This window comes from Streptomyces sp. NPDC093071 (assembly GCF_044754545.1).
In the GTDB taxonomy this organism is placed as follows: domain Bacteria; phylum Actinomycetota; class Actinomycetes; order Streptomycetales; family Streptomycetaceae; genus Streptomyces.
In genome coordinates this window covers 186,515-205,456 of record NZ_JBIVPH010000001.1, presented here as the reverse complement: position 1 = coordinate 205,456, position 18,942 = coordinate 186,515, and the positions used below count along the sequence as shown (strand labels likewise).

Here is an 18,942-nt window from a genome sequence, read left to right as displayed (position 1 = left end):
AGGCTGTAGTTGAGCGGCAAGGGCAACGACACGCAGGAAGCCCCGCGGACCACGACCGCCCCGGCCGGGCCGGTCGCCCCGATCGCGGTGATCGGCCTCGCCTGCCGGATGCCCGGGGCCCCCGACCCCGAGGCCTTCTGGCGGCTCCTGCGCGAAGGACGCAGCGCCGTCCGGGACGTGCCCGAGGACCGCGCGGGACCGGCGTCCGGACCGGGCTCCGTCACCGAACTGGCCGGCGGCCACCCCGGCATCCGGTACGGCGGGTACCTGGAGGATATCGACGGCTTCGACCCGGCCTTCTTCGGCATCTCGCCGCGCGAGGCGACCGCCATGGACCCGCAGCAGCGCCTCGTCCTCGAACTGGCCTGGGAGGCCCTGGAACACGCCGGCGTCCTGCCCGCCGCGCTGCGCTCCACCGCCACCGGCGTCTTCGTCGGCTCGCTCGCCGACGAATACGCCGCCCTCGCCCGCCGCACCGGGCCCGGCCGCCACACCCTGACCGGCACCACCCGCGGCATCCTCGCCAACCGCGTCTCCTACGCGCTCGGGCTGCGCGGACCCAGCATCGCCGTCGACACCGCGCAGTCCTCCTCCCTCGTCGCCGTCCACCTCGCCTGCGAGAGCCTGCGGCGCGGCGAGTCCCGGCTCGCCCTCGCCGGCGGCGTCAACCTGATCGTGGACCCCGCCTCCACCGCCGCCGTCGCCCGCTTCGGCGGGCTCTCGCCGGACGGCCACTGCTACACCTTCGACCGCCGCGCCAACGGCTACGTGCGCGGCGAGGGCGCCGGACTCGTCCTGCTCAAGCCGCTCGACGCCGCCCTCGCGGACGGCGACCGCGTCCACGCCGTCCTCCTCGGGAGCGCCGTCAACAACGACGGCACGACCGACGGCCTCACCGTGCCCAGCCCCGAGGCACAGGCCGACGTGGTCCGGCGCGCCTGCGCCGCCGCCGGAGTGGCGCCCGGGGAACTCCAGTACGTCGAACTCCACGGCACCGGAACCCCCGTGGGCGACCCGCTGGAGGCCCGGGGCCTCGGCCTCGCGCGGGACGGCGCCCGGGACCGGCCGGTCCTGGAGGTCGGCTCGGTCAAGACCAACATCGGCCACCTGGAGGGCGCGGCCGGCATCGCGGGCCTGCTCAAGACGGTCCTCGGGGTCGCGCACCGCGAACTGCCCGCGACCCTCAACCACGCCGGACCCCACCCCGACATCGACCTGGACGGGCTGCGCCTCGCCGTCCGCACCGAGCCCGGCGCCTGGCCGCGCGCCGACGAGCGGCTCCTCGCGGGCGTCAGCTCCTTCGGCATGGGCGGCACCAACTGCCACGTCGTGGTCGCCGAACCGCCGGCACCGGCCGACGGGACGACCGCACCGACGGGGGCACCCGCCGTCGTCGGTACGGAGATCCGGGGGGCCGTCGCCCCGGAGCCCGCCCTCCTCTCGGAGGCGCCCGACGTGGAGCCGGTCCTGCCGCTGGTGCTCAGTGCCCGCACCCCGGCCGCGCTGCGCGAACAGGCCGCCCGGACCGCCGCCCTGATCGAGCGCGAAGGAGGCGTGCCGCCCGGCCTGGCCCGCGCCCTCGCCACCACCCGTACCGCCTTCGAGCACCGGGCCGCCGTCACCGGAGACGTCCGCGCCGGGCTCGCCGCGCTCGCCGCGGGACGCGCCTCCACGGGCGTCGTCACCGGCACCGTCGCGGCGCCGGGCCCCGGACCGGACGCCGGGCCCGCCGGCACGGGCCCGGCCGTCCTCTTCCCCGGCCAGGGCAGCCAGCGGCTCGGCATGGGCCGCCGCGCCCACGCCGAGTCCCCGGTCTGGCGGGCCGCGTTCGACGAGGCCGCCGAGGCGCTCGCCCCGCACCTCCCGCGCCGCATCGAGGACGTGGTCTGGGCGGAACCGGGCACGGAGGAGGCGGCCCTGCTCGGCCGTACCGCCTTCACCCAGCCCGCCCTGTTCGCCGTCGAGGTCGCGACCCTCCGCTGGCTGGCCTCGGTGGGCCTCGAACCCGCCTTCGTCGCCGGCCACTCGATCGGCGAGGTCGCCGCCGCGCACGTCGCGGACGTCCTCGACCTGGACCGGGCCGCCGAACTCATCTCCGTACGAGGGCGGTTGATGGACGCGCTCCCCGAGGGCGGCGGGATGCTCGCGGTCGGTGCCACCGAGGAGGACGCCACCGCGCTGCTCGCGCACACCGCCGGGACCGTCACGATCGCCGCCGTCAACGGCCCCGCTTCCGTGGTCCTCTCGGGCGAGACCGCCGCCCTCGACGAGATCGCCGCACGCGCGGCCGAACGCGGCCTGCGCCACCGCAGGCTCGACGTCAGCCACGCCTTCCACTCACCGCTCATGGACCCGATGGCGGACGAGTTCCGCCGCACCCTGGCCGGGATCGACTTCCGGCCCGCCCGCATCCCCTTCGTCTCCACGGTGACCGGCGACCTCGTCACCACCACGGACGCCGACTACTGGGTGGAGCACGCGCGCAGACCGGTCCGGTACGACGCGGCCGTCCGCCGGCTGACCGCCCTCGGCGCGACCGTCCTCCTGGAGGCGGGCCCCGGGACCACGCTCAGCGCACTGGGCCGGGAGATCACCGGCCGCGCGGCCACGTACGTCCCCGTCCTCGGCAAGGACGGCGAGCCGGCCGCCGCCCTCGGACGGCTCTTCACCGCCGGGGCCACCCCGGACTGGAACGCCGTGGCCCCGCCCGGCGGCCCCCGCCCCGAGCTGCCCACGTACCCCTTCCAGCGGGAGCGTTACTGGCTCGACGCCGGTCCGGAGGTCGGTCCGGAGGTCGCGGTCCCTGCACAGGTGCTCCCCGTACCGGAGCCGGTGCCCACGCCGCCGTCCGGAGCCGCCGACGACCCCCTGTTCGAACAGCGGGTCGTCGACGAGGTCGCCGCCGTGCTCGGCTTCGCCGACTCCGCGCGCCTCGACCGCACCGCCACCTTCAAGGACCTCGGCATCGACTCGCTCGGCCTGGTCGAGCTGCGCGACCGGCTCAGCGCCGTCCTGGGCACGGACCTGCCCGCCGCGACCCTGTTCGCCCACCCGACGACCGAGGCCCTCCTCGACCTGCTCCGTGCCGACGCCCCGGAGAAGGCCGTGGCCGTGGTTCGGGAGAGGGACGTGGACGATCCGGTGGTCATCGTGGGGATGGGCTGCCGGTTCCCGGGGGGCGTGGCCTCGCCTGAGGACCTGTGGCGCCTGGTCGCCGACGGCGTCGACGCCATCGGCCCGTTCCCCACCGACCGGGGCTGGAACCTCGACTCCCTCTTCGCGGACGACCCCGACCGCCCCGGCACGTCCACCACCCGGCACGGCGGATTCCTCGACACGGTCGCCGAGTTCGACGCCGAGTTCTTCGGCATCAGCCCGCGCGAGGCGCTCGCCCTCGACCCGCAGCAGCGGCTGCTGCTCCAGACCTCCTGGGAGGCGCTTGAGCGGGCGGGCATCGATCCGCACGGCCTCAAGGACTCCGACACCGGCGTCTTCATCGGGGCGACCGCCTCCGACTACGCGCCCCGCCTCCACGAGGGCGGCGCGGGCTCCGACGGCTACCTCCTCACCGGCTCCACCATCAGCGTGGCCTCGGGTCGTATCGCTTATGTCCTCGGTCTGCGGGGGCCGGCGCTGACGGTGGACACGGCGTGCTCGTCGTCGCTGGTGGCGCTGGACCTGGCGGTCCGGGCGGTGCGGTCGGGGGAGTGCTCGACGGCCCTCGCCGGAGGCGTCGCCGTCATGGCGTCGCCCGGGATGTTCGTGGAGTTCTCCCGGCAACGCGGCCTTTCACCGGACGGCCGGTGCCGCGCCTTCGCGTCCGGGGCCGGCGGCACCGGCTGGGCGGAAGGCGTCGGCGTACTCGTCGTGGAGCGGTTGTCGAAGGCGCGGCGCGAGGGTCATCGGGTGCTCGCGGTGGTGGCGGGTTCGGCGGTGAACCAGGACGGTGCGTCGAATGGTCTGACGGCGCCGAACGGGCGTGCGCAGGAGGAGGTGATCGGCCGGGCGCTGGCGGACGCGGGCTTGGCTCCGTCCGACGTGGACGCGGTGGAGGCGCACGGTACCGGGACGCGGTTGGGTGATCCGATCGAGGCGCAGGCGTTGATCTCCGCGTACGGCCGGGATCGTGAAGTTCCTTTGCTGCTGGGGTCGTTGAAGTCGAACATCGGACATGCCCAGGCTGCTGCCGGTGTGGGTGGTGTGATCAAGACGGTGATGGCGTTGCGGGCAGGGGTACTGCCCCGGACGTTGCACGTGCAGGAGCCGTCTCCGTATGTGGAGTGGGAGGGTTCTGGGGTCCGGCTGCTGGGGGAGCAGGAGACGTGGCCCGAGCGTGGCCGCCCTCGCCGGGCCGGAGTCTCCTCGTTCGGGATCAGCGGCACCAACAGCCACGTCATCCTCGAACAGGCCCCGGAAGACGATGAACGCCCCGGCACCGCGGATTCCGGCCCCGCCGTCGACCGCCCGGCCCCGCCCGTCCTGCTCTCCGGCAACACCCCGGCCGCGTTGCGCCGCCAGGCCGCCGCGCTCGCCGACCACCTGCGCGCCCGCCCCGATACCGACGCGCACGCGCTCGCCGCCGCCCTCGCCCGGCGCGCCCGCCACGCCCACGGCGCGGCGATCCCGATCGGCGGCGGCGACCCGGGCCAGCTCGCCGCCGCGCTCCGCGCGCTCGCCGACGGCGAGGTCCACGACGACCTGATCACCGGCGAACGGGCCGCCGGCCGGACCGTGTTCGTCTTCCCCGGGCAGGGCTCCCAATGGAGCGGCATGGCCCGCGAACTCCTCGACTCCAGCCCCGTGTTCCGGGACGGGATCGAGGCCTGCGCCGACGCGCTCGCCCCGCACACCGACTGGTCCCTGCTCGACGTGCTGCGCGGCGCGCCCGACGCACCCGGTCTCGACCGGGTCGACGTCGTCCAGCCGGTGCTCTTCGCCGTCATGGTCTCCCTCGCCGGGCTGTGGCGGTCGGCCGGCGTCGTGCCCGACGCCGTCGTCGGACACTCCCAGGGCGAGATCGCCGCCGCACACGTCGCGGGCGCGCTCTCCCTCGCGGACGCGGCCAGGCTCGTCGCCCTGCGCAGCCGCGCCCTGACCGGCATCGCGGGCGACAGCGGCATGGTCTCCGTCGCCCTCGACGCCGACTCCCTCGCCCCCGTGCTCGCCGGGCACCCGGACGAGCTGGAGATCGCCGTGCGCAACGGGCCCCGCGCCACCGTGGTCGCCGGCGGCGACGCCGCCCTCGGCGCCCTCCTGGCCTGGTGCGAGGAGCGCGGGGTGCGCGCCCGCCGCATCCCCGTCGACTACGCCTCGCACACCCGGTACGTCGAGCCGCTGCGCGACCACCTGCTGGAGCTCGGGGCCGGTCTGACACCGGGCACGGCCGGGACCGCGTTCTACTCCGCCGTGACCGGCGGCCCCGTCGCCACGGACACCCTCGACGCCGGATACTGGTACCGCAACCTGCGCGAGACCGTGCGGTTCGAGGACGCCGTCGACAGCCTGGTCGCCTCCGGGCACCGGCGCTTCGTCGAGATCAGCCCGCACCCCGTGCTCACCTTCGCCGTCGAGGAGATCCTCGCCGGGCGGGGCGTCGCCGCGTTCACCGGCGGCACCCTGCGCCGCGACCACGGCGGCCCGGACGCGTTCCGGCGCTCCCTGGCCGCCGCGCACCTCGGCGGCGCGCCCGTCGCCTGGGACGTCCCCGCGATCGCGCCGGACCTCCCGCTGACGTACCGCTTCGCCGCCGACCGCCACTGGCTCGTCCCGACCGGCGGACCCGCCGCCACGGCCCTGCCGGGGCTCACCGCCGACACCCACCCGCTGCTCGGCGCCCGGGTCGAACTCGCGGACGGAACAGCGCTGTTCACCGGCCGGGTCGACCTGCGCGCACTGCCGTGGCTCACGGACCACAGCGTCTTCGGCACCGTCCTCGTCCCCGGCACCGCCGTCGCCGAACTGGCCCTCCACGCGGGGGCCGCCGTGGACCTCCCGGTCGTGGCGGACCTGACCGTCCGCGCCCCCCTCGTCCCCGACCCGGACCGCCCCACGGCACTCCAGGTCCGCGTCGCCCCCGCCGACGCCACCGGCGCGCGCGAACTGACCGTGCACGCGCGGCCCGACGACACCGCCCCGTGGACCCTGCACGCCTCGGCGACCCTGCGCGCGGCCGACCCGGCCGCGTCACCGGCCGTCCCCGCGTCCCCGCCCGCCGACGCCGAGCCCGTCGCCCTCGACGACGTCTACGCCGGCCTGTTCCGCCTCGGCTACGACTACGGCCCCGCCTTCCAGGGCCTCGCGGCCGCCCGCCGTACCCCCGAAGGGGTGCTCCACGCCGAACTAGACCCCGGCCTGTCCGGCGGGGACGGCGACGCGCCCGGCGCGGGCTTCGCGCTCCACCCGGCCCTGCTCGACGCCGCCCTGCACCCGGTGGTCGCCGGGCTCGTCGGAACGCACGCCACGGATCCGGAACGACCCCTGCTGCCCTTCGCGTTCGAAGGACTGCGGATCACCGACGCGGCCGCGGCCGCCGCCGCCGACCGGCTGCGCGTACGGATCGAACCGCTCGCCGGGACCCGCTTCCGCCTCACCCTGACCGACGGACACGGAAACCCGGTCGCGGAGATCGCCTCGCTGGCCTTCCGCCCGGTCGACCGCGCCGAACTCGCCGGCCGCCCGGCGGTCGGGGCCACCGCCCACCACCTCGACTGGCCCGAGCTGCCCCTCGCGGGCCCGGCCACCGGCACCCCCCTCGTCCTCGCCGGGCTCGGGGACACCGCGCTCGTCACCGACGCGGAGACCGTCCCGGACACCGGGGCGCTGTCGCACCGCGCCACACCGCCCACGGCCGTCCTCGTCCCCGTCACCGGGGCTGAAGGCCCCCGTACTGAAGGCTCCGACGGCACCGACCCGGACCCCCGCGCCGTCCCCGCCCGCGCCCACGAGCTCACCGCCGCCGTCCTCGCCCTCCTCCAGCACTGGATCGCCACGCCGGACCTGCACGAGGTCCCCCTGCACATCGTGATCAGGACCGGGGACCTGGCCGCCGCTCCCGTACGCGGCCTCCTGCGCACCGCCGCCGCCGAACACCCCGGCCGCTTCGCGCTCGTCGAGACCGACGGGCCCGCCCCGGCCGCACGGCTCGCGGGCGACCACGGCGAACCCGAGTCCGCGCTCCGCGACGGCCGGGTGCACGTGCCCCGCCTCGCCGTCCACGACCTCGCCCCCGCCTCCCCGCCCGCAGGGGACGGCGCCGGCACGGTGCTCGTCACCGGCGGTACGGGAGCCCTCGGCGCCCTCGTCGCCCGGCGGCTCGCGGCGCGGCCGAACCCCCCGCACCTGCTGCTGGTCAGCCGTACCGGACCGGACGCCCCCGGCGCGGCAGAGCTGGCCGCCGAGCTCCGCGCGGCCGGTGCCGGGACGACCGTCGCCGCCTGCGACGCGACGGACCGCGACGCCCTGGCGCGGCTGCTCGCCGACGTCCCCGCCGACCGCCCGCTGCGCGCGGTCGTCCACACGGCCGGCGTCCTCGCCGACGCCACCGTCGCCGCGCTCACCCCCGAGCGGCTGGCCGCCGCGCTGCGGCCCAAGGTCGACGCGGCCTGGCTGCTGCACGAACTCACCGCAGGGCTGCCGCTCGACGCGTTCGTCCTCTTCTCCTCGGCCGTGGCCGTCGCCGGAGTACCCGGCCAGGCGAACTACGCCGCCGGCAACACCTTCCTCGACGCCCTCGCCGCCCACCGCCGCGCCCTCGGCCTGCCCGCCGTCTCCCTCGCCTGGGGCCTGTGGGAGGAGACCGGGGCCATGACCGGGCACCTCGGCGCCGCCGACCGGACCCGGCTCGCCCGGTACGGCGTGGGGCCCGTCGCGACCGAGGCCGGTCTCGACGCCCTGTTCGCGGCGGAACGGCCGCACACGATCGTGTCCCCGCTCGACGAGGGCCTGCTGCGCGAGGAGGCAGCGGCCGGCCGGCTCCGCCCGGTGTTCGGCGCCCTGGTGCGCAGGCCCACGACCGCCGCCCGGCGCACGGCCGGGACCGGCGGCGGTGCGTGGGCCGACCGGCTCGCCGCCGTCCCGGACCACGAGCGGCTGCGCACGGTCACCGCCCTGCTGCGCGAACAGGCGGCGCTCGTCCTCGGCCACGACGAGGGCGACGGCATCGGAGCGGACCGGCCCTTCAAGGACCTCGGCTTCGACTCGCTGACCGCCGTCGAACTCCGCAACCGGCTCGGCCGGCTCACCGGCCTCGCCCTGCCCGCCACCGTCGTCTTCGAGTACCCCACGATCGCCGGACTCGCCGGCCACCTGCACGACTCGCTCACCGCCGACGCCCCGGCGGAGGCGGTGGCCGTGGTCCGGGAGAGGGACGGGGACGATCCGGTGGTCATCGTGGGGATGGGCTGCCGGTTCCCGGGGGGCGTGGCCTCGCCGGAGGACCTGTGGCGCCTGGTCACCGACGGCGTCGACGCGACCGGCGGCTTCCCCGAGGACCGGGGCTGGGACCTGGAGAAGCTGTACGACCCCGATCCCGACCACAAGGGCACCACCTACACCCGGCGCGGCGGATTCCTGTACGACGCCGCCGAGTTCGACGCCGACTTCTTCGGGATGAGCCCGCGCGAGGCGCTGGCCACCGACCCGCAGCAGCGTCTGCTGCTCCAGATCACCTGGGAGGCCCTGGAGCGGGCGGGCATCGATCCGCACGGCCTCAAGGACTCCGACACCGGCGTCTTCATCGGCGCCATGTACGACGACTACGCGGCCCGTCTGCGCACGGCACCCGAGGACGTCGAGGGCCTGCTCCTGGCGGGCAACCAGTCCAGCGTGGCCTCGGGCCGGATCGCGTACGTCCTCGGTCTGCGGGGGCCTGCGCTGACGGTGGACACGGCGTGCTCGTCGTCGCTGGTGGCGCTGGACCTGGCGGTACGTGCGGTGCGCTCCGGTGAGTGCTCGACCGCGCTCGCCGGGGGCGTCGCCGTCATGGCCACCCCGGGCACCTTCGTGGAGTTCTCCCGGCAGCGCGGTCTGTCCGCCGACGGCCGGTGCCGCGCCTTCGGCGCGGACGCCGACGGCACCGGCTGGGCGGAGGGCGCGGGAATCCTCGTGGTCGAGCGGTTGTCGAAGGCGCGGCGCGAGGGTCATCGGGTGCTCGCGGTGGTGGCGGGTTCGGCGGTGAACCAGGACGGTGCGTCGAATGGTCTGACGGCGCCGAACGGGCGTGCGCAGGAGGAGGTGATCGGCCGGGCGCTGGCGGACGCGGGCTTGGCTCCGTCCGACGTGGACGCGGTGGAAGCGCATGGCACCGGGACGCGGTTGGGCGATCCGATCGAGGCGCAGGCGTTGATCTCCGCGTATGGCCGGGATCGTGAAGTGCCTTTGCTGCTTGGGTCGTTGAAGTCGAACATCGGGCACGCGCAGGCTGCTGCCGGTGTGGGTGGTGTGATCAAGACGGTGATGGCGTTGCGGGAAGGGGTACTGCCCCGGACGTTGCACGCGCAGGAGCCGTCTCCGTATGTGGAGTGGGAGGGTTCTGGGGTTCGGCTGCTGGGGGAGCAGGAGACATGGCCCGAGCGTGGCCGTCCTCGCCGGGCCGGGGTCTCCTCGTTCGGGATCAGCGGCACCAACAGCCACGTCATCCTCGAACAGGCCCCCGAGAACGCCGGATTGGCCGATCGCGAGTCCGTTCCCGCCGCCCCGCTCGTCCTGAGCGCGCGGACCGAGTCCGCGTTGCGCGCCCAGGCCGCCGCGCTGTACGACGTCCTCGCGCGGGACGCCGCCCCGCGGGCGGCCGACGTCGCCCACACGCTCGCCCGCCGGACCCGGTTCGACCACCGGGCCGTCGTGGACGGGGGCGGAGACGTCCTGGCCGCGCTCGCGGCCGTACGGGACGGCCGGCGGCACCCCGGGGCGGTCACCGGCCGCGCCGAGCCCGACGGCCGGCTCGCGTTCCTCTTCTCCGGGCAGGGCTCCCAGCGCGTCGGCATGGGCGCCGAACTGCTCGCCGCCTCCCCGGTGTACGCCGCCGCGTTCGACGCCGTCGCCGCCCACCTCGACCCGCTGCTCGGCGTCGCCCTGCGCGACCTGATCGGCGGGGCCGAAGGCGCGAACGGGACCGGCGAGACCGGCGGGGCGCTGCGGGAGACGCGGTACGCCCAGCCCGCGCTGTTCGCCGTCGAGGTCGCGCTCTTCCGGCTCGCCGAGTCCCACGGACTGCGGCCGGACTTCCTCATCGGCCACTCGGTCGGCGAACTCGCCGCCGCGCACGTCGCCGGGGTGCTCGACCTGGCCGACGCGGCCGCCCTCGTGGCCGCGCGGGGCCGGCTCATGCAGTCCGCCCGGGAGGGCGGGGCCATGGCCGCCTTCGCCGCGACGGAGGAGCAGGCGGCCGGGCTCGTCGCCGCCTCGGACGGCGCGGCCGGGCTCGCCGCCGTCAACGGACCGGAGTCCGTCGTCCTGTCCGGCGACGCCGACGCCGTCGACCAGCTCGTCCGGCACTGGAAGAAGACCGGGCGCAAGGCGACCCGGCTCAAGGTCGGCCACGCCTTCCACTCGGCGCACATGGACGACGTCCTCGACGAGTTCCGCGCCGTCGTCGGTGCGCTCTCCTTCTCCGCCCCGCGCATCCCGGTCGTCTCCACCGTCACCGGCGAGGCCGCCGCCCCGCTCGAACTGACCGCCCCCGACTACTGGGTGCGCCAGATCCGGCGCCCCGTGCGGTTCGCCGACGCCGTCCGCACCGCCACCGGACTCGGCGTGACCCGGTTCGTGGAACTCGGCCCGGACGGCACCCTGACCGCCCTCGCCCAGGAGGCCGGGACGGACCGCGTCGTGGCCGTGCCCCTGCTGCGCCCCGGCGCCCCCGAGCACGACACCGTACGGGCCGCGCTGGGCCGCCTCCACGTCGCGGGCGTCGACGTCGACCTCGTACCGGACCTTCCCGGCGCCGGGATCGTCGACCTCCCCTCGTACCCCTTCGAGACCCGCCGCTACTGGCTCGACGCGCCCGAGGAGAACGGCGGCGCCGACGCGTACGGCCTCGACGACGCCCGGCATCCGCTCCTCGCCGGAGCCGCCGAACTGCCGGACGGGGGAACGCTGTTCACCGGATCGCTGTCACCGCGACGGCGGCCCTGGCTGGCCGAGCACCGGATCGACGGCCGGACCCTGGTCCCCGCGGCGGTGCTCGCCGAACTCGCCCTGGCCGCCGGCCGCGCCCTCGGCCTGCCCGCGCTCCGCGACTTCCTCGTCCGGTCCCCGCTGGAGCTCGACCCCGCCGCCGACGCGCCGCTCCAGGTCGCCGTCGACGCCGCCGGAGAGCTCACCGTACGGGCCAGGGCCGCCGACGGGACGTGGACCGCGCACGCCACCGCCCGGCTCACCGACGACCCCGTCCCCGCCGGGCCCGCACCGGACGCGCCCGCCGGCGACCGGATCGACACGGGCGACCGCGCCGCGACCTACCGGCTGCTCGACGACGCCGGCTACGGCTACGGACCCGCCTTCCAGGGCCTGGCCGCCGCCCACCGCGACGCCACCGGAGCGCTGCGGGCCGAAGCCGAACTCCCGGCCGCCCTCCACGGCACCGCCGGCTCCTTCGGGATCCACCCGGCACTGCTCGACGCGGCCCTGCACGTCCTGCCGCTGCACGCGCCCGACGGGCCCCGGCTCGTCCCGTACGCCCTCGACGGCGTCCGGCTGCACGAGCGCGGCGCCTCCCGCGTGTCGGCCCGCCTGGCGCCCGTGGGACCCGGCGCCCACCGGCTCGACCTGACCACCCCGGACGGCCGGCCCGTCCTCACCGTGGAACGCCTGACGCTGCGCCCGCTGCCCACCGGCTCCGACCTGTACCGGACGGCGTGGGAACCGGCCGCACCGCTTCCCGTCCCGTCCGGCACCCCCGACGTGCTCACCATCGCCGCTCCGGCGGACGACGACGATCCGCTCACGGCCGCCGACGCGGTACGGACCGCCGTCGCCGAGCGGCTCGCCACGGACGCCGGGGGCCCGCTGGTCGTCCTCACCCGGGGCCTCGCCGTCACCGAAGGCGAACCTGCCGGTGCCGGGACGGCCGCCGTGTGGGGGCTCGTCCGCGCCGCCCAGGCCGAACACCCCGGCCGGTTCGCCCTGGTCGACACCGACGGCAGCCACGACGACGCCCTGCTCGCCGCGCTCGCGGCCCGGCTGCCGCAGGCCGCCGTCCGCGACGGCGTCCCGTACGCCCCCCGTCTGACGGCCGTGCCCGACGCCCCGGACGCCGCACCGGCCCCCTGGCCGCGCACCGCCGCCGGCGGCACCGTCCTCGTCACGGGAGGCACCGGGGCGCTCGGCCGGGCCACCGCCCGCCACCTGGTCACCCGCTACGGAGCCCGCACCCTGCTCCTCGTCTCCCGGCGCGGCCCGGAGCACCCGGACGCGGACGCGGCCGTCGCCGAACTGGCCGCGCTCGGCGCGCGGGCCGAGGTCCGGGCCTGCGACACCGCCGACCGCGACGCGCTCGCGGCCCTGCTCGCCGGACTCGATGTCCCCCTGGCCGCCGTCGTGCACACCGCCGGGATCGCCGAGGACGCCGTCGCGGAACGGCTCACCCCCGAGGCGCTGCGGCGCGTGTTCGCACCGAAGGCGCTCGCCGCGCGCCACCTCGACGCACTGACCGGCGACGCGGGACTCGACGCCTTCGTGCTCTTCGGATCGGTCGCCGGAGTCCTCGGCACCGCGGGGCAGAGCGGCTACGGCGCCGCCAACGCCGCGCTCGACGCCGTCGCGCACGGACGGCGGCGCGCCGGCCGGACGGCGCTCACCGTCCACTGGGGCCTGTGGGACGCCGACGGCGGCCTCGCCGGGGACCTCGGCGCACGGGACGTCACCCGCCTGGCACGCGCCGGGATCAGGCCCCTGCCCGTCCCCGACGCGCTCGCGCTGCTCGACCGCGCCCTGCGCGCGGACCTGCCCGTGGTGACGGCCGCCGCGCTCGACGCCCGCGCGACCGGACCGCGCCCGCTCCCCGCCGCCTCCCGGCCGCAGGCCCGGGACGCCGACGCCGACACCGGCACGCGGGCCGCCGGAGCCGACGTGGCCCGGATCGTGCTCGACGCCGTCGCCGAGGTGCTCGGACACGCGCCGGACACCGTCCTCGACCCCGACCGCCCCTTCACCGACCTCGGCTTCGACTCCCTCACCGCCGTCGAACTGCGCAACCGGCTCACCACCGGCCTCGGCGTCCGGCTGCCCGGCACCGTCGTCTTCGACCACCCCACGCCGACCGCCCTGATCGGCCACGCCACCGCCCTCCTGACGGAACCGGCCGACGCCCCGGACGCCCCGGGCGCCGACCCGGAACCGGTGCCCGCCGCCGTCCCGGACGACGACCCCATCGCGATCGTCGGCATGGCCTGCCGCTTCCCCGGCGGCGTCCGCACCCCCGCCGAACTGTGGGAGCTGCTCGCCTCCGGCACCGACGCCATCACCGAGTTCCCGGACGACCGGGGCTGGGACCCGGACCTCTTCGACCCCGACCCCGACCACCCCGGCACATCCTCCACCCGGCACGGCGGCTTCCTGCACGACGCCGCCGAGTTCGACCCCGCGTTCTTCGGCATCAGCCACCGCGAGGCCCTGGCCGTCGACCCGCAGCAGCGCCTGCTGCTCCAGACCGCCTGGGAGGCGGCCGAGGACGCGGGCATCGACCCCGCGAGCCTGCGCGGCACCGACAGCGGCGTGTTCGTCGGCGTCATGTACGCGGACTACGGCGCCCGGGTCCACCAGCACCGGGGCGCCGCCGCCGACCTGGAGGGCTACCTCGTCAGCGGTAGCGCGGGCAGCGTCGCCTCCGGCCGCGTCTCGTACACCCTGGGCCTCCAGGGGCCCGCGGTGACCGTCGACACGGCCTGCTCCTCCTCGCTCGTCGCCGTCCACCAGGCCGCCCAGGCCCTGCGGCTCGGCGAGTGCTCGCTCGCCCTCGCGGGCGGCGCGACCGTGATGGCCAGCCCCGCCACCTTCGTCGAGTTCAGCCGTCAGCGCGGACTCGCCCCCGACGGCCGCTGCAAGCCCTTCTCGGCCGAGGCCGACGGCACCGCCTGGGCCGAGGGCGCCGGCCTCCTCGTCCTGGAACGCCTCTCGGACGCCCGCCGCGCCGGCCACCGCGTCCACGCCGTCCTGCGCGGCTCCGCCGTCAACCAGGACGGCGCCAGCAACGGCCTCACCGCCCCCAACGGCCCCGCCCAGGAGCGCGTCATCCGCAGCGCCCTGGCCTCCGCCGGACTCGGCCCCGGCGACGTCCACGTCCTGGAGGCGCACGGCACCGGCACCCGGCTCGGCGACCCCGTGGAAGCGGGCGCCGTCCTGCGCACCTACGGCCGCGACCGCGCCGGGAACGGGCCGCTCCTGATGGGCTCGGTGAAGTCCAACCTCGGCCACACGCAGGCCGCGGCCGGCGTCGCCGGGATCATCAAGTCGGTCCTCGCCATGCGGCACGGCCAGGTCCCCGGCACGCTCCACCTGGAACGGCTGAACGAGCACGTCGACTGGACCGAGGGCGAGGTACGGGTCCCCACCCGCTCCACCCCGTGGCCCGGGGGCGACGGACCGCGCCGCGCCGCCGTCTCCTCGTTCGGCATCGGCGGCACCAACGCCCACGTGATCCTGGAGCAGGGAGAGGACCCCGCCCCGCCGCCCGCCGAAACCCCGCCGCCCGCCGCCGACACCCCGGCGGACGGCGCCGCCCCGCGCGTCGTGCCCTGGGTGCTCAGCGCCCGCACCGAGGAGGGGCTGCGGGAACAGGCCGTACGGCTGCGCCGGCGCGTCCTGGACGGGCCGGCCCCGCGCCCCGCCGACGTGGCGCTCTCCCTGGCGACCACCCGGACCGCCTTCGAGCACCGGGCCGTCGTCCTCGGCCGCGACCTGCCCGAACTCCTCGCCGGACTCGACCACCTCACGGCGGGCACGAAGCCGGAGCCCGCGGGCTTCCCGCTCGTCGTCACCGGGACCCCGGTGCGGGGCGAGACCGCCCTGCTCTTCACCGGCCAGGGCAGCCAGCGGGTCGGCATGGGCACCGCGCTCCACGCGGCGTTCCCCGCCTACGCGCGGGCCTTCGACGAGGCCGCCGAGGCGGTGCGCCGCGCGGGCGGCCCCGACGTCGCCGCCCTCGTCACGGGGCCCGACGCCGCCGACTCCGACACTGCCGGTTCCGACTCCGCCGACTTCGATCCAACCGGCTCCGACTCCGCCGACTTCGACACCACGGGATCCGACTCCGCACCCGCCCCGGACTCGGCCCCGGCCCCGGCCCCGGACCTGGACCCGGACCTGGATCTGGACCGTACGGAGAACACCCAGCCCGCCCTGTTCGTGGTCGAAGTCGCCCTGTACCGGCTGCTCGCCTCCTGGGGCCTGGCCGCGCCGCTCGTCGCCGGCCACTCCGTCGGCGAGATCGCGGCGGCCCACGCCGCCGGGGCGCTGAGCCTCGACGCCGCCGCCCACCTGGTCGTCCACCGGGGCCGGCTCATGGGCGAACTGCCCGAGGGCGGCCTGATGACCGCGGTCCAGGCCGACCCCGCCACGGTCGAGGCCGCCATGGCGGAGACCGGCCTGCGGGTGGACCTCGCCGCCGTCAACGCGCCCGGCTCCGTCGTCCTCTCCGGCGACGCCGAACCCGTCACCGCGCTCACCGGACTGCTCGCCGGACGCGGCCACCGCACCAAGCGGCTGACGGTCAGCCACGCCTTCCACTCCGCCCGGATGGAACCGGTGCTCGACGCCCTCCGGGACCGGCTGGCCGCCCTGGCCGCCACGGAACCCGACGCCACCGTGGTCTCCACGCTCACCGCCCGCGAGGCCGGGGCCGACGTCCTCGGCTCCCCGGCGCACTGGGCCGACCAGGTACGCGGCACCGTCCGCTTCGCCGAGGCCCTCGACCGGCTGCGCGCCCTCGGCGCCACCCGCTTCCTGGAGCTCGGGCCGGACGCCGCCCTCACCGCGATGGCCGGACAGTCCGACCTCGGCCCCGCCGTGGCCGTGCCGTCCCTGGACCGCCGGAAGGACGACCTCGCGGCGCTCTGGACCTTCGTGGCCGCCGCCCACGTGGCCGGCGTCGCCTGGGACTGGCACGCCCTGCTCGGCCCCGGCGCCGTGACCGTCCCGCTCCCGACGTACCCCTTCGCCCGGGAACGCCTGTGGCTGCTGCCCCCGGCCGGCGGCGACGGCACCGCGACGGGCATCGGCGCGGACGACCCCGGCCACCCGCTGCTGTCCGCCGCGCTCACCGACCCCGACGGCGGCCGGACCGCGTACACCGGCGTCCTGTCGCACCGCAGGCAGCCGTGGCTCGCGGACCACGCCCTGCGCGGCGCGCCGCTGCTGCCCGCCGCCGCCCTCGTCGACCTGCTGACCGGGCTCGCGCGGCGGCACGACGCGGACGGCCTCGCCGAACTCACCCTGCACGCCCCGCTCGTCATCGGCCCCGACGCCGAGACCCGGCTGCGCGTCACCGTGGCCGAGGACGCCGTCCGCGTCCACGCCAGGACCGGCGACGCGCCCTGGACCCTCCACGCGGAGGCCCTCCTCGGCACGGGAGACGCCGGGGGGACCGCCCCGGACGCCTGGACCGGCTACCGGCCGCGCGGTGCGCGACCCGTCGAACTCGGGGACGTGTACGAGGAGTTCGCCGCGCGCGGCTACGACTACGGGCCCGCCTTCCGGGGGCTGCGCGCCCTGTGGTCCGACGGCGACGCCCTCTACGCGGACGTGGACACCGGCGACCCCCTCGCCGCGGGCCTGCTCGACGCCGCCCTGCACCCGTGGATCGCGGACGAACTGCGCCGCGCCGACGGGACCGGCGGCGACGACGGCGACGCCGTGAACGTGCCGTACAGCTGGCACGGGATCCGCGCGTACGCCGAGCCGTCCGGGCCGCTGCGCGCCCGGATCCGCCGCCTCGGCGGGGCGGCCTTCGCCCTGGACGTCACCGACGACCTGGGCCGGCCCGTCCTCGGCGTCGACGAGGTCCGGCTCCGCCCGGTCCCGGTCGCCGCCCTGGGCGCCCGTCGGCGGGAAGGCGGCACCCCGCTGCACGAGGTCGTCTGGCGGCCGGTCCCGCTCGACCCCGCAGGACCGGCGGACCGCGCGGTCGCCCTCGCCCTGGGCGACCCGGCCGCCGCCGGAGGACTGCCGTTCCCGGTGGTGGCCGCGCCCGACGGCACCGAGGACACCGTCGTCGCCGTCGCCGCGCACGACGACGTGCGCGCCAACCTGAGCGCGGTGCGCGAGCTGATCCTCGCCCTGCCCGAGCACACCCGTCTGGTCGTCCTCACCCGGGACGCCGTCGCGGCCGACCCGGCCGACGCCGTCACCGGGCTCACCGAGGCGTCGCTCTGGGGACTCGTCCGCTCGGCCCAGCACGAACACCCCGGCCGGATCGCCCTCGTCGACACCGACGGCCACGCCGACTCGACCGCCGCGCTGCCCCGCGCGATCGCCGCCGGGGCCGACCAGACGGCCCTCCGGCGCGGCACCGCCCACCGGCCCCGGCTCGCCCCCGTCGCCCAGCCCGCGGGCACCGCGCCCGCGTTCGGCGACGGCACCGTGCTCGTCACCGGGGCGGGCGGCGCCCTCGGCTCGGCCGTCGCCCGCCACCTCGTCGCCCGGCACGGCGTCCGCGGCCTGCTCCTGGCGAGCCGGCGCGGCGAGGCCGACCCCGTCCTGCGCGCCCTCGCCGAGGAACTGCGCACCGCCGGGGACGGGCCCGTCGAGGTCCGCGCCGAGGCGTGCGACCTCGCGGACGCGGCGGCGGTCGACCGGCTGGTCGCGGGCGTCGACCCCGCCCGTCCGCTCACCGGGGTGTTCCACGCGGCGGGCACGCTCGACGACGCCGTCCTCGCCAACCTGACCGACGAGCGCCTCGACCGCGTCCTGCGGCCCAAGGCCGACGCGGCCGCGCACCTCCACCGCGCCACCGAAGGACTGCCCCTCGCCGCGTTCGTGCTCTTCTCCTCCGTCGCCGGCGTCCTCGGCAACGCGGGCCAGGCCGGCTACGCCGCCGCCAACGCCCACCTGGACGCCCTCGCCCAGCGCCGGACCTCGGCCGGGCTCCCCGGCACCTCGCTGGCCTGGGGCCTGTGGGAGACCGACGACACGTCCGGGATGGCGGGCTCGCTCGACACCGCAGCCCGGGCCAGGATCGACCGCCTCGGCATCCGCCCCCTGTCGACCGCCGAAGGCCTCGACCTGCTCGACGCCGCGCTCGCCCTCGGGGACAAGGCGCCCGCCCTGCTCGTCCCGGCGCGGTTCGACACGGCGGCCCTGGCGCGCCGGCCCGGAGGCCCGCCCCCGCTGCTCGCCGGCCTCGTCCCCGCCCGGCGCGCCACGGCGGCCGAGCGCGGTCCGGCGGTCGTCCCGCTCGCCGAGCGGGTCGCGGACCTCGCGCCCGAGGCCGCCCGCGTCCTCGTCCTCGGCGTCGTCAGGGCGTGCGTCACCGAGGTGCTCGGCCTGCCCGGGAGCGTCCACGTCCCCGACGACCGGGGCCTGTTCGACCTGGGGCTCGACTCCCTGACCGCGATCGAGCTGCGCAACCGGCTCGGCGCGGAGGCCGGCACACGGCTCCCGGCCACCGTCCTCTTCGACCACCCCACCGTCCGGGACCTCACCGCCCACCTGCTGGAACTCGCCGCCGGGGAACGGACGGTGTTCGACGCGGACGCGCTGGGCGGCTGGGTGGCCGCTGCGTCCGGCCTCGGCACCGAGGACGACCGGCGCGCCGGCCTCGTCCGGGCCCTCAAGTCCGCCCTGGGGCGCCTCACCGGCCCGGACGACGCCGACCCCGCGACCGCCTTTGGAATGGATTCAGCTTCCGATGATGAGCTCTTCGGGCTGCTGGACCGAGAACTGAACGACTGACTGCTGCACCGAGAACTGAACGACTGAGCACCGACCGAGCTTCGGAGAGCGGTTTAT

1 protein-coding gene is annotated in these 18,942 nt (G+C 77.1%); it reads left to right on the top strand.

Going from position 1 to position 18,942, the window contains the following annotated elements; translation table 11 throughout:
- Positions 1 to 9: 9 nt before the first annotated feature.
- Positions 10 to 18,885, top strand: coding sequence for an SDR family NAD(P)-dependent oxidoreductase (locus ACIQD7_RS00760; RefSeq protein ID WP_402438119.1), 18,876 nt, complete (start codon positions 10 to 12; stop codon positions 18,883 to 18,885).
- The last annotated feature ends 57 nt before the right edge of the window (positions 18,886 to 18,942 follow it).